19 protein-coding genes and 1 pseudogene are annotated in these 20599 nt (G+C 62.5%); 7 read left to right on the top strand and 13 right to left on the bottom strand.

All coding sequences use genetic code 11. The features are described 5' to 3' along the window. Positions 1 to 281: 281 nt before the first annotated feature. Entirely contained in the window at positions 282 to 1004 is a 723-nt protein-coding gene (locus ACR9ZQ_RS10605; RefSeq protein ID WP_481427744.1) for a Crp/Fnr family transcriptional regulator, read from the top strand. Between the two features lie 5 nt (positions 1005 to 1009). On the opposite strand, the gene ACR9ZQ_RS10600 is transcribed toward ACR9ZQ_RS10605, so the two are convergent. Next, a complete protein-coding gene (locus ACR9ZQ_RS10600; RefSeq protein WP_310387415.1) occupies positions 1010 to 1438 on the bottom strand; it encodes a L,D-transpeptidase in 429 nt (142 codons plus the stop codon). Between the two features lie 136 nt (positions 1439 to 1574). Beyond that, the gene (locus ACR9ZQ_RS10595) at positions 1575 to 3083 is read right to left on the bottom strand and encodes a winged helix-turn-helix domain-containing tetratricopeptide repeat protein (protein WP_310387592.1); all 1509 of its coding nucleotides are present in this window, start codon (positions 3081 to 3083) and stop codon (positions 1575 to 1577) included. 178 nt (positions 3084 to 3261) lie between these two features. Between ACR9ZQ_RS10595 and plsY the strand changes: the two genes are divergently transcribed. Next, the gene (gene plsY / locus ACR9ZQ_RS10590) at positions 3262 to 3921 is read left to right on the top strand and encodes a glycerol-3-phosphate 1-O-acyltransferase PlsY (protein WP_310387418.1); all 660 of its coding nucleotides are present in this window, start codon (positions 3262 to 3264) and stop codon (positions 3919 to 3921) included. Between the two features lie 45 nt (positions 3922 to 3966). Here the strand turns inward: plsY and ACR9ZQ_RS10585 are convergent, their stop codons facing one another. Beyond that, entirely contained in the window at positions 3967 to 4878 is a 912-nt protein-coding gene (locus ACR9ZQ_RS10585; RefSeq protein WP_310387420.1) for an agmatinase, read from the bottom strand. Between the two features lie 175 nt (positions 4879 to 5053). Here ACR9ZQ_RS10585 and ACR9ZQ_RS10580 point away from each other — a divergent pair, with 175 nt between their 5' ends. Next, on the top strand, positions 5054 to 5290 hold the full coding sequence (locus ACR9ZQ_RS10580; protein ID WP_310387422.1) for a DUF1127 domain-containing protein: 237 nt from the start codon (positions 5054 to 5056) through the stop codon (positions 5288 to 5290). Positions 5291 to 5302: 12 nt separating this feature from the next. Further along, a complete protein-coding gene (locus tag ACR9ZQ_RS10575; RefSeq protein ID WP_481427743.1) occupies positions 5303 to 6505 on the top strand; it encodes an MFS transporter in 1203 nt (400 codons plus the stop codon). A 17-nt stretch (positions 6506 to 6522) separates the two neighbouring features. Here ACR9ZQ_RS10575 and ACR9ZQ_RS10570 read toward each other — a convergent pair whose 3' ends face one another. The 7 genes from ACR9ZQ_RS10570 to ACR9ZQ_RS10540 form a co-directional block, all read right to left on the bottom strand. Beyond that, the gene (locus ACR9ZQ_RS10570; RefSeq protein WP_310387423.1) at positions 6523 to 7128 is read right to left on the bottom strand and encodes a hypothetical protein; all 606 of its coding nucleotides are present in this window, start codon (positions 7126 to 7128) and stop codon (positions 6523 to 6525) included. Between the two features lie 25 nt (positions 7129 to 7153). Next, positions 7154 to 8134: an adenosylcobinamide-phosphate synthase CbiB gene (gene cbiB / locus ACR9ZQ_RS10565; protein ID WP_310387425.1), complete on the bottom strand. Its 981-nt coding sequence runs from the start codon at positions 8132 to 8134 to the stop codon at positions 7154 to 7156. Beyond that, entirely contained in the window at positions 8131 to 9153 is a 1023-nt protein-coding gene (gene cobD / locus ACR9ZQ_RS10560) for a threonine-phosphate decarboxylase CobD (protein ID WP_481427742.1), read from the bottom strand. Before cobD ends, cbiB begins: the two co-directional genes overlap by 4 nt. Continuing rightward, positions 9150 to 10457 carry a cobyrinic acid a,c-diamide synthase CobB gene (locus ACR9ZQ_RS10555; RefSeq protein ID WP_481427741.1) on the bottom strand — a complete coding sequence of 436 codons (1308 nt, stop codon included), beginning with the start codon at positions 10455 to 10457 and terminating at the stop codon, positions 9150 to 9152. Before ACR9ZQ_RS10555 ends, cobD begins: the two co-directional genes overlap by 4 nt. Beyond that, positions 10454 to 11302, bottom strand: a complete 849-nt coding sequence (gene cobA / locus ACR9ZQ_RS10550) for a uroporphyrinogen-III C-methyltransferase (protein ID WP_310387431.1) — start codon at positions 11300 to 11302, stop codon at positions 10454 to 10456. Before cobA ends, ACR9ZQ_RS10555 begins: the two co-directional genes overlap by 4 nt. A gap of 196 nt (positions 11303 to 11498) precedes the next feature. Beyond that, positions 11499 to 12449 (bottom strand): nucleoside hydrolase, encoded by a 951-nt coding sequence (locus ACR9ZQ_RS10545; protein ID WP_113325771.1) that lies wholly within the window; start codon positions 12447 to 12449, stop codon positions 11499 to 11501. Between the two features lie 167 nt (positions 12450 to 12616). After that, positions 12617 to 13036: a cobalamin biosynthesis protein gene (locus ACR9ZQ_RS10540; protein ID WP_481427740.1), complete on the bottom strand. Its 420-nt coding sequence runs from the start codon at positions 13034 to 13036 to the stop codon at positions 12617 to 12619. A 115-nt stretch (positions 13037 to 13151) separates the two neighbouring features. Here ACR9ZQ_RS10540 and ACR9ZQ_RS10535 point away from each other — a divergent pair, with 115 nt between their 5' ends. Beyond that, positions 13152 to 13937: a TSUP family transporter gene (locus ACR9ZQ_RS10535; RefSeq protein ID WP_310387435.1), complete on the top strand. Its 786-nt coding sequence runs from the start codon at positions 13152 to 13154 to the stop codon at positions 13935 to 13937. On the opposite strand, the gene ACR9ZQ_RS10530 is transcribed toward ACR9ZQ_RS10535, so the two are convergent. Further along, positions 13934 to 14581, bottom strand: a complete 648-nt coding sequence (locus ACR9ZQ_RS10530) for an isochorismatase family protein (protein WP_310387437.1) — start codon at positions 14579 to 14581, stop codon at positions 13934 to 13936. The genes ACR9ZQ_RS10535 and ACR9ZQ_RS10530 overlap by 4 nt on opposite strands. Before the next feature lie 260 nt (positions 14582 to 14841). Here ACR9ZQ_RS10530 and ACR9ZQ_RS10525 point away from each other — a divergent pair, with 260 nt between their 5' ends. Then, entirely contained in the window at positions 14842 to 15222 is a 381-nt protein-coding gene (locus ACR9ZQ_RS10525; RefSeq protein WP_310387439.1) for a nuclear transport factor 2 family protein, read from the top strand. After that, positions 15222 to 16016: a helix-turn-helix domain-containing protein gene (locus tag ACR9ZQ_RS10520; RefSeq protein ID WP_310387441.1), complete on the top strand. Its 795-nt coding sequence runs from the start codon at positions 15222 to 15224 to the stop codon at positions 16014 to 16016. Before ACR9ZQ_RS10525 ends, ACR9ZQ_RS10520 begins: the two co-directional genes overlap by 1 nt. A 3-nt stretch (positions 16017 to 16019) precedes the next feature. On the opposite strand, the gene cobO is transcribed toward ACR9ZQ_RS10520, so the two are convergent. Then, positions 16020 to 16652, bottom strand: coding sequence for a cob(I)yrinic acid a,c-diamide adenosyltransferase (gene cobO / locus ACR9ZQ_RS10515; protein ID WP_481427739.1), 633 nt, complete (start codon positions 16650 to 16652; stop codon positions 16020 to 16022). Beyond that, positions 16649 to 20592, bottom strand: a pseudogene (gene cobN, locus ACR9ZQ_RS10510) (cobaltochelatase subunit CobN). Before cobN ends, cobO begins: the two are co-directional and overlap by 4 nt. Positions 20593 to 20599: the final 7 nt, after the last annotated feature.

Raw genomic sequence — 20599 nt, 5'->3', positions numbered from 1 at the left:
ACTAAGCACACAGAGCGACACCTCCGTGTCCCTAAACTTGCGTTCAATTGCGACGCCCGCGGATAGCTCGTATAACGCGAAACAGAGCCGGATATTTCCACAGCAGGGTGATTTTTAAGGCGGGAAATAAACCCGTTGAAAAAGGAAACTTTGATCTGGATCAAATCGGAATCCGGTCGGAATTGATAAAGATCAAGACGCAGACGCAAGAAATCGGGATAGATGACTATGGGCCGAAGCGTAACACAACGCAGGCACATGGTCGGATCGGGGCATCGAACATGGACATCGCGCGCAGTGAAGATCCTGACATAGGTATTCCGGCAACCTGCCGCGTCTGCGAGGCGCGCCACGGCGTCGTCTGCGGTGCGCTGGCAGCTGCGCAACTGCGCGAACTCTGCAAGCATTCGACTCGCCGCAAACTCGATGCCGGCTGCGAGATCGTTGCCCAGGGCGAAGAAGTCTCGTCCTATTCCAACATCATGAACGGCGTGGTGAAGCTCTGCAAGGTGATGCCCGATGGGCGCCAGCAGATCGTCGGCCTGCAATTCGCCCCCGATTTCATCGGCCGCCCCTTCGTGCCGGAGAGCACGCTATCGGCCGAAGCGGCCACGCCGACGGAAATCTGCGTCTTCCCCCGCGGCCTGCTCGACCGCATGATCACGGATACGCCGGAACTGCAGCATAACCTGCATGCCCAGGCGCTGAAGGAGCTGGATGCGGCACGGGAATGGATGCTGACTCTCGGCCGTCGCACGGCCCAGGAAAAGGTCGTAAGCCTCCTCTATCTCGTCGCCACGCATGCAGAGCCGGAAACGACCAGCAGCGCGGCCTTCGACCTGCCGCTCTCACGCAGCGAGATTGCCGATTTCCTGGGGCTGACAATCGAAACCGTCAGCCGCCAGATGACGAAGCTGCGCAAGCGGGGCGTCATCCGCATCGAGAACAACCGTCATATCACCGTTCCCGATATGGATGAGCTGGAGCGCCTGGTTAGCGCCTGATTTGCTTACCGCGTGATCACCACGCGGGTATTGGCAAGGCCGTTTTCCTGCGTCATCGAGAAGAACTGGGCCGCATTGTTGGGGTCGAGACGCACGCAACCATGCGAAGCCGGCGTGCCGAGCCGCTTGCGTTCGAAAGTGGCATGAACGGCATAACCGCCGTTGAAGAATACAGCGAACGGCATCGGCGCGTTGTCGTACTTCTTGGAACGGTGATCGCGAGACAGCCACTTGGCGCTCCAGGAACCGGTCGGCGTGGTATAACCCTTGCGCGCCGTAGAAACCTTCCAGCGATGCTTCACCCAACCGTTCTCGGTAACAGTCATCGTCTGCTTGCTGAGGCTGATATTGGCAACCAGCGTAGCAGCCTGAGCCGCAACTGGAGAAAACTGCAATAACAACACTGCGGTAGCAGCCGCAAAAAACGTCTTCATGGTCGTCCCTCTATCGAACCTTTAAAGGCTTATTTTCGCCCAACGAGAGAAGAGACTACGGCAATACTTGTTATTTTGCTTTAACTCGAATGGTAATCACATTTCTAACAAGCCAGTGCCGGTTGCGGCACTGGCGTCACTCGGGAAAGCCGGCCTTGCGATAGCCGTCGACAAAATGTGCGAGCGTCCCTGCGTCCCGGAACGGTTCCATCGCGGCCCAGTGGCTGATCGTGAAATGCGGGTTTGCGACGAGGAACAGCTCCGCCTCTGCACGGGCCTCATCGAGCCGGCCGAGCTGGGCAAGACCTGCCGCCAGGAAACGGCGTGAGCTCGTGCGATAGGTTTCCTCCCGGCGCAGCGTCTCTACGACGGCTTCATAATTGCCATCAGCATATTGCGCTTGGCCGAGTGTCAAATAATACCAGCTGGCCGGAAACGGGTTCAGCCGAAACGCCTTGCCGATATGCTCCAGGCCCTCGTCGATCCGCCCGGCGAGAACGGAAATATCTGACAGAGCCGCCCACGTATCGGCCTCATTCGGGTCGAGCGCGATGGCCTTTTCGAATTCCGCATCGGCTTCCGAGAAGCTGCGCTCATAGGCAAGCAGGTAAGCAAGCACCCAGCGGCAGCCGGCATCGTTCGGATCGAGCGCGACGGCCTTGCGCGCCAATTCCAGGGCAACGCTGCGATTGGCTTCGGTTGGACCACCGCTATGCACCCATCCCATCCAATGGTTCAGCGCAAGCCACCGATGGGCCTCGGCATAGTCAGGGTCGAGCGCAATCGCCCGTGTCAGCATCAGCTGCGTTTCCCGCGCGCTTTGCGGCGCATCATCCATCAGCGTGCGCGCCCGCACGCAGAGATCATAGGCTTCGAGGCTCTTGGGCCGATTGCGCGGCACCGGTGGACGCAGCCGGCCAAGCAGCGCCTCGACGATCTTGCCGGTGACCTCGTCCTGAACGGCAAAAATATCGTCCAGGCCGCGGTCGAAACGCTCCGCCCAGAGATGATCGCCGCTTTCGGCATCGACGAGCCGGGCGTTGATGCGCACGCGCTCCGCCGCCCGTCTGGCGCTGCCGTCGAGCAGATAGCGCACCCCAAGCTCCTCGGCGATATCACGCACATCCATCGCCTTTCCCTTATAGGCGAAGCTCGAATTGCGGGCGATGACGAAGAGGCCCGAGGTCCGGGAAAGATCGGTGATAAGGTCTTCGGTCAGGCCATCCGCAAAACCCTCCTGCTCCGGATCGCCGCTGACGGTGACGAAGGGCAGTACGGCAATCGAGGGTTTGTCGGGCAGCGCCAAAGCTTTTCGCCTCCCGCTGCCGAGCTGTTTTATGGCGCCGGTGAAGCGATAGCCGATGCGCGGAACCGTCGAGATCCATTCACCACCGTCAGCGGCAGGACCCAGCAGCTTGCGCAGCTGCGCGATCTGGACGGTGAGATTGCCCTCCTCGACGGCCGTGCCCGGCCAGGCCGCATCCATCAGCTCGGTCTTGGCGAGAATTTCGCCGGGCCGCCCGACGAGCGCGGCAAGCAGCATTACGCCGCGGTGCCCGACGGCAACGGGATCGTCGTTCCGCAGAAGCGTTCCCGCCTCCGGATCAAGCACGAACGGACCAAAGGCAAAGCGCGCTCCCTGCATGGCGCGCATCCTAAAGGCTTTCATGCCGGGTTGGAACCGTCCTGCCTGATGCCATTCGATCTCGGCATTCCCGCGGACAATTTCGTCCGCTTAGGCGCGTGGCATCCGAGGCGCGACTGGTTTAATCGTGTTCGATCAGATAATTACCCGGCTGAAAAAAGAGCGTCGAGGTACACCCATGGTTTTCTGGATAGCAAGTCTGGTGGGACTGGCGGTCGCCTATCTCTTCGGCTCCCTGCCCACGGGCTATCTGGCGGGCAAACTGCTCAAGGGCATGGATATCCGCGAGCATGGCTCCAGATCCACCGGAGCAACGAACGTACTCAGAACGCTCGGTAAATGGCCTGCTTTGGCGGTTCTCCTGATCGATGTGCTGAAAGGTGTCGCAGCAGTCGTCTTTGCCCGCTGGTTTTATCTCTGGCTCTCGACAGTACCATCGGGCACGCCGCCGACAGCACCTGACCTGCAAAGCGGGGAGCCCTGGATTGTTTGCCTGGCCGGTCTTGGCGTGCTGTTGGGGCATGGCCGTTCGATCTGGCTGAACTTTACGGGAGGCAAGTCTGCTGCGACGGGGCTCGGCGTGTTGCTGGCAATGTCCTGGCCCGTCGGTTTGGGTGCTGCAGCGGTTTTCTGCCTTGCGCTGGCCGCCTTCCGCATTGTTTCCCTGAGTTCGATGCTGGCAGCGTTGACAGCCATCGCTCTCGTCTGCGGCCTGGAGCAACCGTTGCCCTATCGGCTGCTGGTAATATCAGGCGGCATCTACGTGATTGTGCGCCATCGCGCCAATATCAGGCGGCTGCTGGCTGGGACGGAGCCACGTTTGGGCAAAGTCGCCTAGAATTGAAATGCCCCGATACCAATTGCCGTGAGAGCAAGAAGCGTTTCAATCCTGCCTGACGATGGCGCCGACCGCATTGACGAGCACGCGCGACACGGTCAGCGCCGACAGGCCGTCGATATCGGCCGGAGGATAAAACTCGACCAGATCGAACCCGGCGATTCTCGCCCGCCTGCCGAGGCCGGCGATCAGGTCGATCACCTGTGTGTAGGTGAGGCCACCAGGGGTACGCGCCGCCACGCCCGGCATGATGCCGGGATCGATGCTGTCGCAATCGAGCGTGACGACCACCCGCGCTCCCTCGGGAATATGCCGGAGAGCGGCTTCGACGCCCACTGTGTGGATCTCGCGGGCAGTGACAAAGCGGCTGCCATAAAGCTGCGCCGCTTCCACCTCGGCGATGCGCGCGCTGCCGACGCTGCGCAGACCGACTTGCACCATGCCGGCGACATGCGGCATCTCGCTCGCCCGACGCATCGGACTTGAATAGCCGTAGCGCTCGCCATGCACCTCGTCGCGCCAATCGATATGGGCATCGATCTGCAGGACCCAGACCGGCCCTTGATCCGCAAAGCCGGCGAGGAAAGGAAATGTCACGGAACAATCTCCCCCGAGCAGGATCGGTATGGCCGGCAATGCCAGTATCTCACGCGTCTTCGCCTCGATCCGGGCGCGGTTGCCGGCATTGTCATGCATGGTGGTCTCGATGTCGCCGGCATCGATGCAGGAGATCGGCCTGTCGGCAAACAGCGGGCCGCCGAGATCGAAATCCCAATGCTCGATGAGCCCGGCATCCTCCTGGCTCGCAGCGCGGATGGCGCCGGCGGCCAGCGCATAACCGCTGCTGTCCTTGCCGGGATAGGTGCTGCCGTGCGCGGCTGCGAAGATCACCGCACGGGGCAAACGCCCATCAGCCAGGCGATCGGGAAGGCCGAGGAAGGAAGATGAGGCGGTCATGTCCTTGTTGTCCTGATCAGGCGAAATCCTGTTTTGACCTGTTTAGTCACTTTGGAAGTTTTTGCGAACTTTTTGGAAGCGTTTAATTACGCCCCACGCCGCATCCTCCAGACTCCAGCATCCTTTGAAATCGAAGGTCTCAGGCGAAATCCAAGTTCCCGGACCTTCAAGCTCCATGGAGTTCATCATGAGCGATTGCTGCACCCTTGCATCAGCCCCACGTCAAAAGTTGTCGCGCCGGCACAATAGCCTGATCATCCTGCGAAGCGCGATCATGCGCTGGTTCTGGCGCATCCGCATCCGCCGCGAACGGAAGCGACGGTCCAAAATCAGCCCCGTTCTGATCGACGATATCGGCCTGACGGAACAACAGGCAGGCTCCGAGGCCCCCGGCTTTTTCTGGCACGCGTGAGGCGAATCTCCAATGACACACGATGGCCAGTTTCCTCCAGCCGCAATGATCGACCGGCGCAGCCCGATATCGCCACGCGAAGATCGCATTCCATGGGCCGCGATGGCAGGCATCATCGCCACCGTCACGGTGTTCGCCATGGCGCAGGGCCTGACCTATCCGCTTCTGAGCTTCATTCTCGAGCGGCAGGGAACACCATCAGGCCTGATCGGCCTGTCGGCCGCCATGACGCCAACAGGCTTCATCGTCTCCGCACCCTTCATTCCTGCCCTGTCACGCCGCGTGGGCGCCGGACGGCTTGCCGTCCTCTGCTCGATCCTCGCAGCACTCAGCCTGATTGCCATTGCCTGGACGCAGGACATTTGGGCGTGGATGCCGCTGCGCTTCCTGCTCGGCGTCTTCGCCAACCCGCTCTACGTGATCAGCGAAACCTGGCTGCTCGCCATCACGCCCGCCGCGCGCCGCGGCCGCATCATGGGCCTCTATTCGTCCGTCGTATCAGGCGGCTTCGCCATCGGCCCGCTATCCCTCGGCCTTGCCGGTACGGAGGGCTGGCCACCCTTCCTGATCGGTATTTTCGCCTTCCTCGTCTGCGGCCTGATCGTGCTTGCCGTCACAAGACGACTGCCCGACATGCCGCAGGAGGGCGAATCCATATCTGTCGGCGGCTTCTTCATGCTGGCACCGCTCCTGCTCGTCGCCGTCTTCGTTGCCGCCGGTTTCGAGCAGATTCTGCTTGCCCTCTTTGCCGTCTATGGCGCAGCTCTCGACAGCCCGGAACCGCGCATCACCGCGCTGATCACCTGCTTCATCGCAGGCAATGCCGTGCTGCAGATTGTCCTCGGCCGCCTCGCCGAACAATTCGGCTCGCACCCTACCCTGCTCTTCTGCGTGCTCGCCTCGCTCGCAGGCTGCCTGCTCCTGCCGCTGCTCTTCGATACGTGGCTCATCTGGCCGCTGTTTTTCGCCTGGGGCGGCGTCTCCTTCGGCATCTACACCCTGTCGCTGATCCAACTCGGCGAACGATTTACCGACCAGTCCCTGATCGCCGGCAACGCCGCCTTCGCCCTCGTCTGGGGCCTCGGCGGCATCGCAGGCTCGCCCGCAACGGGCGTGGCGATGCAGCTGATAGGCTATCAGGGCGTGCCGGTGACCCTGGGCCTGCTGAGCTGTGTCTTGGCGGTGCTTTTGATGGCGAAGAGATGGCGGAGCTGACGAGGCACTTGTCTTGGTCAAATCTGTCCATCCGCCAAGAGCAGGCAGCGCGCCGCAAAGGCAATGATTGCTCGACCATCAACGGTACCACGCATTTCAGTGCCGGTCTCCACGGCATCTATTCTGACATGAACGGGAGGCGTTGGTAAGAATGCCTTGGATAGAGTGTCAAGTTCTACAGCAGACAACGGCGGCGTCAGTAGAGAGTCATTTTCACTGTCTCGACGCCACGTCGCTCTCGGAAAGACAATGCGGGGGGCGCTCTTGATTGCTTCATAGGTGCGTATGTCCACTGTCTGCATAAAGAGGACGGTGTGGACACTGGGATAAGTTCCGTTGCGGGCAAATTCCTCCTCTATGGGAAGGCGTGTATTGAGAGCGAGCCTGACCTGCGAGCCTTGGGAGCACGTCACCCAAAGCCCGCTGCTTCTTTCCCCACCCCGTGCGATCTGAAATTGATCAAGGACGGCAATGCCGGGAAGCTCCGGCAACGTCTCTCCATGATCGGGCTTTGTTGCTTTTGCGCTCAGATAGCTGACAGCCTCACGGGAAAACTGCCAATTCAGCGCCGCAAGCGCCAGGACGAAAGCAATCGCAATGATCCACCTTGCCACTTTCGACACCTGAGCCAGCCTCCAGTTCCCAAAACTAGAGCAGGCAGACGAAGGCCACGAAAGTAAGCAGCGTCAGCGCCATGCAGCTGGCCTGGAAGACCGAAATCCCGTCCTCCACATCGCCTGCCGTCGCCACATCCCGGCCCGTGCCGTTGATCATCGGCTCGCGCACGACGACGCCCGAATAGACGCGCGGGCCGGCAAGCTGGAGATCGAGCGCGCCGGCCATCGCCGCCTCCGGGCGGCCGGAATTCGGCGAGCGGTGCAGCTTGCCGTCGCGGATGCCGACGCGGAAAGAGTCCCTGAAGGCTGACGTGCCCCGGCGGATGCCGGCGCCGACGGCGATCAGCAGGATCGACAGGCGTGCCGCCGGCCAGTTGGCGATATCGTCCAGCCGCGCCGAGGCCCAGCCGAAATCGACATATTTTTCCGAACGGTGGCCGATCATTGAATCCGCTGTATTGAGCATCTTATAGAAGAACAGACCCGGCAGGCCGAAGATCGCAAACCACAGGGCCGGCGCCACCACTCCATCGGAAAAATTCTCGGCGAGGCTTTCGATTGCTGCACGGCAGACACCCGGCTCGTCCAGCGTTTCCGGATCGCGCCCGACGATTCGCGACACTGCCTTGCGCCCGCCGACGAGGCCTTCGCTCTTCAGCGCCGCTGCGACCGCCGCGACATGATCCGACAGGCTCTTCTGCGCCAGGAAAATCGCCACGCAGAAGACTTCGAGCAGGATACCGACGGGGCCGAAGAGCATGAGGAACCAGTGCAGCACCAGGCCGGTGACGACGGCGAGCCCCGACAGCGCCAGGATCGCCACCACGCCGTTCTGCCGGCGCTGAGCCTTGCTCAGGCTCTCACGGTTGAAATGCTGGTCGAAATAGCCGACCGCCCGACCGAAGATGGCGACCGGATGCGGCACGCGCATCCACAGCCATTGCGGATCGCCGATGATGCGGTCGAGCAGCAGCGCCAGAACCAGCACGAGAAAATGTTCATCCAGATTCATCGGTTAAAGCTCCGAAGGGCCGCAGCAAGTCGTCCATCCGCCGCAGCATCCGGCGCAAGGCCGATGCGCAGCCAGTCCGGTGCATAATCGAACCGGCGGACGAGAATATGATGGCGGCAGAGGGTCGTGTAAATGTCACCGGCTTTCGCGTCGGCAACGAGGGTGAAAAGCGGCATGCCGCCGGCAACGGCAAGCCCTGCTCCGGCAAGCACGGCATGCAGGCCTGCCTGGCGCTCGGCAATCGAGCGGGCAATGGCGGAGACATCCGAATTCAACAGCGAGCCCGCCAGCAACAGCGCCGGCCCCGACACCGCCCAAGGCCCGAGCCAGTCCTCGAAATGCTGGAGGATATCGCCCCGTGCAATGGCAAAGCCGAGCCTCAGCCCTGCAAGGCCGAAGAACTTGCCGAAGGAACGGAAGATGATCAGGTTCGGAAGGCCTGCCGCACGCGGCGCGAGGCTCGCCGCCGGGCTCGTATCCCCGAAAGCCTCATCGATAACAAGAAAGCCGCCTGCCGCCTTCAGCCGCTCATGCAGTGCTTCCAGCCTGTCGGACGAGTGTATGCGACCATCCGGATTGTTCGGATTGACGACGACTGCCAGCCCGTGCTGCGCACCGATGTCATCGATATCGCTGACCGCATCGACCACAAAACCAGCGGAGCTGAAAGCGCGGGCATATTCCCCATAGGTCGGCGACAGGATCGCCACCCGCTTGCCCCCGGCGGCTGACTGCCTGCCGACCTCTATCAGCCGCGGCAGAAGCTGAATGACAGATTGCGTGCCGGGTACCGGCAGTGGCAGGATCGCGCCACTGCGATAATGATCCCGCGCAGCAAAGCGTGCCGTCTCGACCAGATGCCGGTCCGGCAGCCGGTGCCACACCCTTGCAGGGATTTCCGGCAACGTCACCGGATTAGGATTGATGCCGGTCGAAAGATCCAGCCAATCCTCTAGCCGGCCGCCGAAACTTGCTGCCGCCGCGGTAATGCCGCCGCCATGCACGATCGGCGCATTCATGCGGCTGCTCCTGCAAGATCGATCAGATGCATGTAGGAGCCGGCCACCTGCCCGCGCCGCAATCCGGCCAGGCCGAGATCGTTGCCGAGCGCATCCTGCGTGGCAAACATCCGGTCGGCCTCCCCTTCGGAGACGATCGTCGAATAGTGGAATTCATGCGCCGTCATCGGCCTGTCGAAAAAGGCGCCGTCGAGCGGCGTGACGCGGCGATAGCCGAGATGCCGCTTGCGCGTCTCATAGCTGGTGACGATAGGCAGCAGGCCGAGCATTTCATGGCGCTCGCCTTGCCCGTCGATCAGCCCGTCGCCGAGCACCATGTAGCCGCCGCATTCGCCATAGATGCGCACGCCCCGCGCCGCCGCAGCCTTCATGCCGGCTACAAAATTCTGCGAAGCCGCGAGCCTGCCCGCATGCAGTTCGGGATATCCGCCCGGAAGATAGATCGCATCGGCAGCCTCGGACGGGCCCTCGTCGGCGAGCGGCGAGAAGAAGGAAATCTCGGCCCCGCGCCGCCGCCAGCCGAGCAGCATATGCTCGTAGCAGAAGGCAAAGGCGATATCGCGGGCGACGGCAATGTGCCTGCCGAAGGGCATCAGCCGGGCAATATTGGCAGCCGACGGCCGGTTCATACCCTGCCGCGCGATGCGCATGAGGAATTCGAAATTGCACTCTTCGGAAACGGCGTTGGCCGCATAATCGATGAACTCCTCGAGCGCCCCATGCTCGCCGGCCTGTACCAGTCCCAGATGCCGCTCTGGCAGGGCCAGCATCGCATCCTTGCGGATGGCGGCAACGATGGGCATGCGGATCGCTTCCAGCGCCTGGCGCAACATCGCTTCGTGCCGGTCGCTGCCGACCTTGTTGAGGATGACACCGGCGATGCGCACATCGGCGCGGAAACCGGCAAAGCCGCTGACGAGCGGCGCCACCGATTGCGACAGGCGCGAAGCATCGACGACGAGCACGACCGAAAGTCCGAGCTGGGCCGCAAGGTCCGCTGCCGTGCCGCGCCCGTCCGCAGCACCATCGAACAGGCCCATCATGCCCTCGATCAGCAACACCCGGTCGCCGGAGCGGTGCAGCGTCGCATTGGCGGAAATCAGTTCCGGCCGCATTCCCCAAGGGTCGAAATTCAGGCAGAGCGTGCCGCTTGCCGCCGCGTGAAAGGCCGGATCGATATAATCAGGGCCGGCCTTGCCGGGTGCGACGGCGACGCCGCGATTGCGCAGCGCCCGAAGCAACCCGAGCGTCACTGTGGTCTTGCCGGAACCGGAGGACGGTGCGGCAATCAGCAACCCGCTCATGCTGTCTCCCTCCCTTGCCCGCCGGCATGCTTGAAGGGATCGGGCTGCAGCCGCCGACCGCCAAGCGCGCCAAGCCAGTCGAGAGAGGCGCGCAACCGCACCACCTCGCCGACGACGACGATCGCCGGCGGTTCCAGACCGGAGGCGGCAACGGCTTCAGGCGCTTCGGCAAGCGTCGTCTCCAACACCTGCTGGTCACCGGTCGCCGCATTGCAGACGAAGGCAACGGGCTCGAAAGCCGAACGGCCCGAAGCAATCAGATTGGCGCTGATCTGGGCAATATGCTTCATCGCCATATACATGACGATGACGGGCGAGCCCTTGCCGATCGCTTCCCAGTTGATCGCGTCAGGCACGATGCCGGAGGAATCGTGGCCGGTGAGGAAGGTCACGGCATGGTTGATGTCCCGATGCGTCACCGGAATCCCGGCATAAGCAAGCCCGCCGATGCCCGCGGTAATGCCCGGCACGATACGAAACGGGATATTGTGCTCGACCAGCGTCAGCGCCTCTTCTCCACCCCGCCCGAAGACGAAGGGATCGCCCCCCTTCAGCCGCAGCACGCGTTTGCCGGCCCGCGCCAGCTCCACCAATCTCAGAGAAATATCCCGCTGCTTGGCCGAGGGCTTGCCCCCACGTTTTCCCGCATATTCGAGCTCCGCACCTGACGGCGCGAGCTTCAGACATTCCTCATTGACCAGCGCGTCATGGACGATCACATCGGCCTCGGAAAGCCCCTTGGCGGCAAGCAGCGTCAGCAGGCCCGGATCGCCGGGACCGGCCCCAACGAGCCAGACGCTGCCCGGCTCCAGCGCCGGCAGATGTGAGAATGCGCGATCTATCATCCCGCTGATCTAGGCCCGGCAGCAGACGAGGTCAACGCCATCAGTGGCAGCGCACCGGAAGTTGACAAAATGGCCCAGACTCAATTTTCGAAGAAGCGGAATCGACTTCAGAAGAAACGCATATAACAATTTGATTGGATTCCAGAATATGGAAACAGGCCGGCCGCAGGCATGCAGGACCGGCCCGTTGAAGCCATCAGAGGCGCAGCAGCGTCTCGCGGATCAGCTCGAGCACTTTTTCCGACTCGATGCCGGTGGCAACGATCTGGCTCGGCAGGCCATCCCAGTCGCCCGGCGGGAACCGGCGGCCATCCTGCTTGATCACCGTCTGGCCATCGGCAATGCCGCTGCAGACAACACGCACCGCGCCCGTGATCGTCGTGAACAGCTCGGGCGCCACGACATAGACGCTGGCGCAGCTGTCATGCACCATCATGCCGTCTTCGACCGCATGCTTGTAGAAGTCGATATAGGACTGCGAAAGCGTATCGAGCTGCTTGACCGCCTTGTCGCCCCTGGCGGCCATCTCCCCGAGATAGCTGCGGCTCATCGTCGTGATCGCGGTCACATCGAGGCCGATGACGACGACCTTCCACGGCGCAGTCATGACGATATCGGCCGCTTCCGGATCGCCATGGATATTGGCTTCAGCAACCGGCGAGACATTGCCCGGCACATAGAAATTGCCGCCCATGATGACGACGTCCTTCACGAGGCCTGCAATCTCGGGGTCTTCCTTCAGCGCCAGGGCCAGGTTGGTCATGCGGCCGACGGCAACCAGCCTCACCTCGCCCGGATTGGCGCGCACGGTTTCGATGATGAAGCGATGCGCCGGGCGCGGATCGACCGGCAGGTCGATCGTATCTGGCACCGGCATATCACCGAGGCCATTCTCGCCATGCACCATGGTCGGCCACGGACGCTCATGACGCGCAGGATCGATGGTGACATTGGCGCCCTTGGCAACGGGTGCTGCGATATTCCATTCCTGCTTCAGGAACAGCGCATTGCGCGTCGTCGTCTCGATCGAGGCATTGCCGAAAATCGTGGTGATGCCGATCAGATCGATCTCGGGGTGGCGGTGCAGGAAAAGCAGCGCCATTGCGTCATCGACGCCCGGATCCGTGTCATAAATGACCTTGTGCATATGTATCCTCCAGAGCAATTCCAGCAAAAATCTGCAGCGGTTTTGCGCCCGGAATTGCGTGAAAACAAAGGGATAGAGCACATTCGTGATTCAAAAAACGAAGATGCTCCGGATTCGAATCGCTGGCAGCCGGAGGGCGCCGCGAAGTGCCGCCACCATAACGCCCGTCAGGCTTTCTGCAACCCGATGCGGGCGACGGCTGCTGTCGCATGCTGAGATTTGATCTTGCCGAGCACCAGCTCTGCATCCATGCCAAGAGCCGCAAGGGCCGCCGCTTCCGCCACCCCATGGCAGCCGACACGGGCAAAAACGATGGCAGAGGGATTCCTGAGCCGCGGCGTCTCCTCTTCCAGCCGCGCCGCATCGAAGAACACGGCAGGCGCGGAAAAATGCGCCGCAACGGCAAGGATCGCCGGCTCTTGCCTGCGGCTATCGATCGAGGCAACAGCTGCAAGCTCAGTCCCGCGGATCCCAGCCGCCCTCAACGCCTCGACGGCAAGCGCCGTCACCTCGCCATCAGGCGTCCCGCGCTCGCAGCCGAGCCCGAGCACATGCCGCCTTGCCTCATCAATGGTGATTTCGCTCATTCCCATCAGCCGATTGCGCCCCGCTGTGTCCCTGGAGCCATTGCAGCTTGAGGTGGGAAATGCAACAAGCCCGCCCGAAAGCCCCCGCCCCGCATACCTCTCCCGGAATAGCATCTTGCCTGACATTGCCCTCCATCTGCTTCTGCTGCTCTGCGCGGCGGCCTTCTTTGCCGGTTTTGTCGATTCCATTGCCGGTGGCGGCGGCCTGATCACCGTTCCCGCCATGCTGATCGCCGGCATCCCGCCGCTGCAGACGCTCGGCACCAACAAGGTGCAGTCGCTCTTCGGCGCCGCCTCGGCAACCATCGCCTATGCCCGCAGGGGCCATGTGAAGCTTTCGGAACAATTGCCGATGGCGCTGATGGCCGTCATGGGCGGCGCGCTCGGTGCAGCCCTCGCCACACTCGTCCCCGGCCAGGTGCTGCAGGCCGTCATGCCGGTGCTGCTCGTGGCAATCGCGATCTTCTTCGCCGTCAAGCCGAACCTCAACGACCTCGATACTGTCAGGCGCATGACGCCCTTCCTCTTCGGCCTGACGCTGGTACCGCTCATCGGCTTCTACGACGGCGTCTTCGGCCCGGGCACCGGCTCCTTCTTCATGCTGGCTTTCGTCACGCTCGCCGGCTTCGGCATGCTGAAGGCGACGGCCCATACCAAGCTTCTCAATCTCGGCTCGAATTTCGGTGCGCTCGTCGTCTTCGCAAGCTTCGGTGCGACGCTCTGGAAGATCGGCCTTCTGATGGGTGTCTGCCAGTTCCTCGGCGCACAGCTCGGCTCGCGGCTCGCCATGCGCATCGGCGCAAAGCTCATCAAGCCGCTGCTCGTTATCGTCTGCATCGCCTTTGCGGTGAAGCTGCTCTCCGACCCCGTAAACCCGCTGCGTGTCTGGCTCGGGCTTTAGAACGTGATCTGATCAATCGTGGTCAGCGTCGTCTTGGCCGAAACACCCGGCGCATTGGCAAAATGCCAGGCGACATATTGCTCGGCATAAGGATCGGCAGATGACATGCCATCGACGGGCAGGATGACGTTCATGCCCTTCAGCGCCGCATAGGCTGCCGTATTCAGCACCGCGCCTTCGGATGCCGTGCCGGCCACGATGATGGTCTTGATGTGCTTCTCGGTCAGGATCTTTTCGAGATCGGTGTTGATGAACTTGTTGGCCCCGGCTTGTACGATCGCATCGCCCTCCTTCGGCGCCAGCACGCTGGCGATATCGCCCTTCGTGGCACCACCGGTGATGCTGTAGATGACGGGAACGCCGCTCTTGCGCGCCTCGTTCATCAGCTTTTCCACTTTCGGGAGAGAGGCGATGCAGCGCGGCTTGTTCTTCGCGTTGCACGGCCCTTTGGACGGGTCCTGCGCGCCATTGAAATCGAGCAGCAGCAGCGCCGTATCCGACCTATTCACGCTGACCGGCTTCAGCGTCGGTGCTGCCGGCACCTTGATCGTATTCCAGTCATCGATAACAGTTGCCTGCGTCGCGGATGCGCCGAGAAGCGCGATGGCGAATGCGGCTAAGGCTTTGTATGAACGGGTTTTCACCGATGTCTCCTCCGGGGCAAAAGGGTCGCCGCAAATCTCCGGGCTGCCTCCATGCCTGTCAAATCACCAAGCCGCGAGATGAACAATTCCAGCAAAAATGTGCCGCGGTTTTACGTCCGCAATTGTGTGAAACCCGATTGTTGATCAGCCTTCCATTACCTCCCGCGTAATTGATAGGCTGCACCGCTTTCGCCGATGATCGCCCTGCCTGAACATCACACCTGCCTGAACATGAAAGGCGATCAAAAGGAGATGACCCGATGCCCAACGCCCCCACAAACGACGCAAACACCAACGCCGAGCGCTACCTCGCCATCTGGAACGAGACGGATGCCGCTCGCCGCCGCGCTCTCATCACCGAGAGCTGGATAGAGGCCGCAACCTATATCGACCCGCTGATGCGCGGCGAAGGCCATGAGCAGATCAATTCGCTGGTCGAAGCCGTCCAAAGCCGCTTCCCCGGCTTTCGTTTCGAGCTGATCGGCACAGCCGACGGCTACGGAAACAACCTGCGCTTCTCCTGGGGCCTCGGCCCGGAAAATGGCGAAGCGCTGATCAAGGGCACGGATTTCGCCGAGCTCGAGGACGGCAGGCTGAAATCCGTCCGCGGCTTCATCGATCTCCTGCCGGAAGCCGCCTGATGACCCCGACCGCCCGCTCTCTCGGAGATCACCTTCGCGAATGGCGCCAGCGCCGCCGCATGAGCCAGCTCGACCTCGCGCTGGAGGCCGAAATCTCGCAACGGCATCTGAGCTTCATCGAGAGTGGGCGCTCGACCCCGAGCCGCGAAATGCTGCTGCATCTCGCCGAACGCCTCGGCGTGCCGCTCCGCGACCGGAACCCGCTGCTGCTGGCTGCGGGTTTCGCCCCCGTCTTTGCCGAACGCAGGCTGGATGATCCCGCCCTTGAGCCCGCGCGCCGGGCCATCGATAGGGTGCTGAAAGGCCACGAGCCCTTCCCGGCGATCGCCATCGACCGCCACTGGACGCTGGTTGCCGCCAACGCCGCCATCGCACCACTGCTCGAAGCCGTTGCTGATCCATCCCTGCTGGAACCGCCCGTGAATGTGCTGCGCCTCAGCCTGCATCCACAGGGGCTGGCACCGCACATCATCAATCTCTCGGAATGGCGCGCCCATCTCCTTGATCGGCTGCGTCAGCAGATTTCGGTCTCGGGCGATCCGGTGCTGGAAAAGCTGCTGAAGGAACTGCTGTCCTATCCGGCTCCCAAAGATGCTGGCGAGCCCCACACCGACCTTGCCGGCATCGCCGTGCCCTTGCAGCTTTCGACCAAAGCCGGCCTGCTCTCCTTCATCTCGACAACGACCGTCTTCGGCACGCCCGTCGATATCACCCTGTCGGAACTGGCAATCGAAACGCTCTTCCCGGCCGACAAGGAAACGGCCGCGATACTGCGCGGCCATCTGGCGAATTAAAGATCAGAATTCCACGCCCGGCTGCCCCTTGATACCCGAGCGGAAGGGATGTTTGACGAGTTCCATCTCGGTCACGAGATCGGCGATCTCGATCAGCTCGTCCTTGGCGTTGCGGCCCGTCAGCACAACATGCGTCATATAGGGCTTCTCGGTTTTCAGAAATTCCACCACCTCGTTGATATCGAGATAGTCGTAGCGCAGCGCGATATTGATCTCGTCGAGCAGCACCATGGAATTGCGCTCATCGCGGATCAGTTCCTTGGCCTTTTCCCAGGCCGCACCGGCCGCCGCCACATCCCGCGCCCGGTCCTGCGTCTCCCAGGTAAAACCCTCGCCCATCGTGTGGAACTGGCAGACATCGGAAAAGTGCTTCTCGATCAGATCCCGCTCGCCCGTCCACATGGCGCCCTTGATGAACTGCACGACGACAGACGGCTTGCCATGGGCGATATGGCGGAAAATCATGCCGAAGGCGGCTGATGATTTGCCCTTGCCCTTGCCGGTGTGGACGATGATCAGGCCCTTCTCATCCGTCTTGCTGGCCATGATCTTGTCACGGGCGGCCTTCTTCTTCGCCATCTTCTCGGCGTGACGGGCATCGTCCTTTTCGGCTGGTACGACTGGCTCTTCGGTCATGGCTGGCTGCCTGCTCTTTTCTTGGTTTCGTTGGATTCAGTGAGGTTGAATTGCGCCGAGTTGCTGCGCGGCGTCCAGAGTCCGCGATCGATCGCCTCCATGAGCCGTTCCTTCATCTCGGAAAGTGCCGCCGGGTTCTTCTCGGCCATGAAATCGCGGACCTTGGGGTCGGCGACGAAGGCCTGATAGACCGCCTCGAAATGATGGTTGCCGACAGCCCCCGTCGTCGCCGCAAAGGCAAAGAGATAATCGACCGTCGCGGCAATCTCGAAGGCGCCCTTGTAGCCGTGGCGCATGACGCCCTCGATCCATTTCGGATTGACGACGCGCCCGCGCACCACGCGCCCGATCTCTTCTTCAAGCGAACGGATAACAGGCTTTTCCGGCCGCGAATGGTCGTTGTGATAGATCGCCGGCCGCGCACCGCCGAGCACTTCGGCCGCCGCCGCCATGCCGCCTTCGAACTGGTAATAATCGTCGCTGTCGAGCAGGTCGTGCTCACGATTGTCCTGGTTCTGGACGACCGCCTGAATGGACCGCAGCCGCTCCTCGAAGAGCCCGCGTTCGGCCTGTCCCTCTTCACCCGCGCCATAGGCATAACTGCCCCAGACGAGATAGGCCTCGGCCAGATCCGCACGCCGCTCCCAGCCCTTCTCATCGATCAGCGCCTGCAAACCCGCACCATAGGCGCCGGGCTTCGACCCGAAGATGCGATAGCCGGCCCGCTTTGCCGCGGCCTTCTCGTCAAGCCCGGCAGCGGTCAGCCGTGCCGTCTCGCCGCGCATGCGCCCGGCAATCGGGTTGTCGGTTGCATCCTCCTCCAGCGCACCGACCGCGCGGATCGCCTTGTCGAAGAGCGCGATCTGCTCGGGAAAAGCATCGCGGAAGAAGCCGGAGATCCGCAGCGTCACGTCGACCCGCGGCCGCCGCAGCATGGCCGGCGGGATGATCTCGTAGCCGGTGACGCGACGGGACGCCATGTCCCAGACCGGCTTGACGCCGATCAGCGCCAAGGCTTGCGCGATATCGTCACCGCCAGTGCGCATGTTGGACGTGCCCCAGGCCGTCAGCCCGAAGGAGACGGGCCATTCGCCGTGATCCTGCACATAGCGGCGGATCAGCAGTTCGGCGGATTTCTTGCCGAGTTCGTAGGCGGCGGGCGTCGGCACAGCGCGACTGTCCACCGAATAGAAATTCCGCCCCGTCGGCAGCACATCCGGCCGCCCGCGTGTCGGCGCGCCGGATGGCCCGGGCGGCACGAAACGGCCGTCGATGCCGCGCAGCAGACTGGCGATCTCGGCCGGGCCGCAGGCGAGGATCGAAGGTTTGAGACGAGCTTCGATTTCATCGAGCACGCTTCTGGTTTGGGACCAGGGAGGTGGGCAGGTGATTTCGCCGGAGACAAGCTTGGCTGCAAGCAGCTCGATGCGTTCGACGGTGTCGCCGTTCGTGCGCCAGGGGGCGTCGATTAGGTCGGCGAGGATTGGCGGTCTTGGGCCGGTCCAAGAGGCGGCCATGTCGCAGTCGAGAGGGTCGAATGTGGGGTTACCCCCCTCTGTCCTGCCGGACATCTCCCCCACAAGGGGGAGATCGGCAATACGCCAGACTGTCGCGCTACATCTGTTGTTTGGGGAGATGGTTGCCCCAATTCGATCTCCCCCCTTGTGGGGGAGATGTCCGGCAGGACAGAGGGGGGTGTTACAGGCACAGCGCCCAACCCAGCATCCCCAGCAATCGCCCGCTGCAGGCTCGCATCTCCACCCTCACCTAGCCCGCGCGGCACCCGCGCCAGCGCCACAGTCAGATCCGTCAGCAACCGCCCTTCAGGCGACACGCCAAACACATGCAGCCCATCGCGGATCTGCATTTCCTTGAGGTCGCAGAGATAGGCATCAAGCTTCTTCAGCGCCTCACCTTCGGCCTCGCCCTTGGCGATGCCCGCATCCCGATCCAGCCCGATATCGGCAACGAGATCGAGGATCTGCCGGCTGAGCAGCCGGATGCGGCGCGGATCGCCGCCCGATGCCTCGTAATATTCGTCGACCAGCGCTTCCAGATCCTTGAGCGGCCCATAGCTTTCGGCCCGTGTCAGCGGTGGCGTCAGATGGTCGATGATAACTGCAGCCGTGCGGCGTTTCGCCTGCGTGCCCTCGCCGGGATCGTTGACGATGAAGGGATAGAGATGCGGCAGCGGCCCGAGGATCGCCTCGGGATAGCAGGTCTCCGATAGCGCTAGTGCCTTGCCCGGCAGCCATTCCAGATTGCCGTGCTTGCCCATGTGGATCACTGCCTGTGCGCAGAATTCCTCGCGCAGGAAAGCATAGAAGGCGAGATAGCCGTGCGGCGGCACGAGATCGGGCGAGTGATAACTTTCCTTCGGATCGATATTATAACCGCGCGCCGGCTGGATACCGATCAGCAAGTCGCCGAACCGGGCGAAAGGCAGCGCAAAAGCGCCATCGCGGACATAGGGATCGGCCTCCGGCACACCCCAGCGCGTGCTGACTTCATCCTGAATCTGAACGGGAAGAGATCCCAGGAAATCCTTGTATCGACTCAGGGAAAGCTGCTCGCGCACGACCTTGCCATCGAAGCCGGAATTGGTCGGCCCCGCCATCAGGTGCCGTATCAGCGCATCACCATCACCAGGAATATCGGCGACCGGATAACCGGCCTTCTCCATCGCTCGCATTACCTCGATGGTGCCGGCCGGCGTATCGAGGCCGACGCCATTGCCGAGCCGTCCGTCACGGTTCGGATAGTTCGCCATGACGAGCGCAACTCGCCTGCTCTCCAACGGCATCTGCCGCAGCCGCGCCCAGTTGGCGGCAAGCGATGCCACATAGTTCATGCGCGCCTCATCCGGCTCGCTGGAAACGATGTTGGCCTCGACAGCAACGTCATAGCGCGCGGCTGATTTGAAGGAGACGGCACGCGACAGCACCCTGCCATCCACCTCCGGCAGCGCGACATTCATGCCGAGATCACGCGCCGAGAGCCCTTGCGACGAGCCGGCCCAGGCCTCTCGCGACGAGGCGGAGAAGATTGCCTGCAGCACGATCGCGTCGTTAGCCTCCAGCACCGTCGGCTCGCGATCGGCGCCGGGTGCGGAGACGGCAAAGCCTGTCGTGTTGATGACGACCTCGGGCTTCAGTTCGGCGAAGATGGATTCGAGGATGCCCTTGGAGACGGGATCCTTGAGGCTGTAGGCGAAGACCGGCAACGGGCGCAGGCCTTGCTGCTGGAGGGCTTCGATCAAGGCTTCAACGGGCTTGGTTTCGCCGCTCTGCACGAGGGCGCGGTAGAAGGCGATGGCGACAGTAGCTGGCGTTCCCTGCCGGACTCGAACTTCGGCTTTGGCAAGCCGCCGCCACTCCTCAACCCCGACAAGCCCTCGCCCCGGCCACCAGATCCCCGCCTTCATCAGCGGCGCGGCTGGCGCCGGCTTCTCTGCCCCCGAGAGCATCGCCGAAGCGTAGGCAAGAAAGCCTTGCGCATTGGCGTCGCCGCCCTCGATCAGATACGCCCACAGCGCATTCAGATCATCGAGCGACACATTGGAAAACGGCGTCAGCCCCGCATCCGGCCGCGCATCGCCTGGCAGCACCGCAATCAGCGCCCCGTTACGATCGGCAACCGCATGCAGCGCCTCCAGCGCATAGTGAAAGTAGCTCGCCCCACCCAGCGCCCGCACGATGATCAGCTTCGCATGTCGCGCCGTGCGCTGGACGTAGGTATCGACCGACATCGGATGCTTCAGGCTCATCAGGCTCGCAAGCCTGAGCGTATGCCCGCTCGCCCCGCCGGAATGAGCCGCAGCGATCGCCGCAAGCTCGGTGTCGGCCGCCGAGAGGAACAGGACATCGCCCGGCGACTGGCCGAGGTCGATGGCCTCGTCCCCGTCGCTGATCGTTCCCTGTTGAGCCAGAAGCAGGTGCATCGAAACC

It is taken from the genome of Rhizobium sp. KNZ14-9A (genome assembly GCF_056755015.1).
The sequence above is the reverse complement of the archived record's forward strand: the minus strand, read 5'-3'. Positions and strand labels throughout refer to the sequence as shown.

Bases quoted from the DNA above. Each gene is read 5' to 3' on its own strand.
- ACR9ZQ_RS10605 (WP_481427744.1), top strand. From the start codon at position 282: ATGGACATCGCGCGCAGTGAAGATCCTGACATAGGTATTCCGGCAACC.
- ACR9ZQ_RS10600 (WP_310387415.1), bottom strand. From the start codon at position 1,438: ATGAAGACGTTTTTTGCGGCTGCTACCGCAGTGTTGTTATTGCAGTTT.
- ACR9ZQ_RS10595 (WP_310387592.1), bottom strand. From the start codon at position 3,083: ATGCAGGGAGCGCGCTTTGCCTTTGGTCCGTTCGTGCTTGATCCGGAG.
- plsY (WP_310387418.1), top strand. From the start codon at position 3,262: ATGGTTTTCTGGATAGCAAGTCTGGTGGGACTGGCGGTCGCCTATCTC.
- ACR9ZQ_RS10585 (WP_310387420.1), bottom strand. From the start codon at position 4,878: ATGACCGCCTCATCTTCCTTCCTCGGCCTTCCCGATCGCCTGGCTGAT.
- ACR9ZQ_RS10580 (WP_310387422.1), top strand. From the start codon at position 5,054: ATGGAGTTCATCATGAGCGATTGCTGCACCCTTGCATCAGCCCCACGT.
- ACR9ZQ_RS10575 (WP_481427743.1), top strand. From the start codon at position 5,303: ATGACACACGATGGCCAGTTTCCTCCAGCCGCAATGATCGACCGGCGC.
- cbiB (WP_310387425.1), bottom strand. From the start codon at position 8,134: ATGAATCTGGATGAACATTTTCTCGTGCTGGTTCTGGCGCTGCTGCTC.
- cobD (WP_481427742.1), bottom strand. From the start codon at position 9,153: ATGAATGCGCCGATCGTGCATGGCGGCGGCATTACCGCGGCGGCAGCA.
- ACR9ZQ_RS10555 (WP_481427741.1), bottom strand. From the start codon at position 10,457: ATGAGCGGGTTGCTGATTGCCGCACCGTCCTCCGGTTCCGGCAAGACC.
- cobA (WP_310387431.1), bottom strand. From the start codon at position 11,302: ATGATAGATCGCGCATTCTCACATCTGCCGGCGCTGGAGCCGGGCAGC.
- ACR9ZQ_RS10545 (WP_113325771.1), bottom strand. From the start codon at position 12,449: ATGCACAAGGTCATTTATGACACGGATCCGGGCGTCGATGACGCAATG.
- ACR9ZQ_RS10540 (WP_481427740.1), bottom strand. From the start codon at position 13,036: ATGAGCGAAATCACCATTGATGAGGCAAGGCGGCATGTGCTCGGGCTC.
- ACR9ZQ_RS10525 (WP_310387439.1), top strand. From the start codon at position 14,842: ATGCCCAACGCCCCCACAAACGACGCAAACACCAACGCCGAGCGCTAC.
- ACR9ZQ_RS10520 (WP_310387441.1), top strand. From the start codon at position 15,222: ATGACCCCGACCGCCCGCTCTCTCGGAGATCACCTTCGCGAATGGCGC.
- cobO (WP_481427739.1), bottom strand. From the start codon at position 16,652: ATGACCGAAGAGCCAGTCGTACCAGCCGAAAAGGACGATGCCCGTCAC.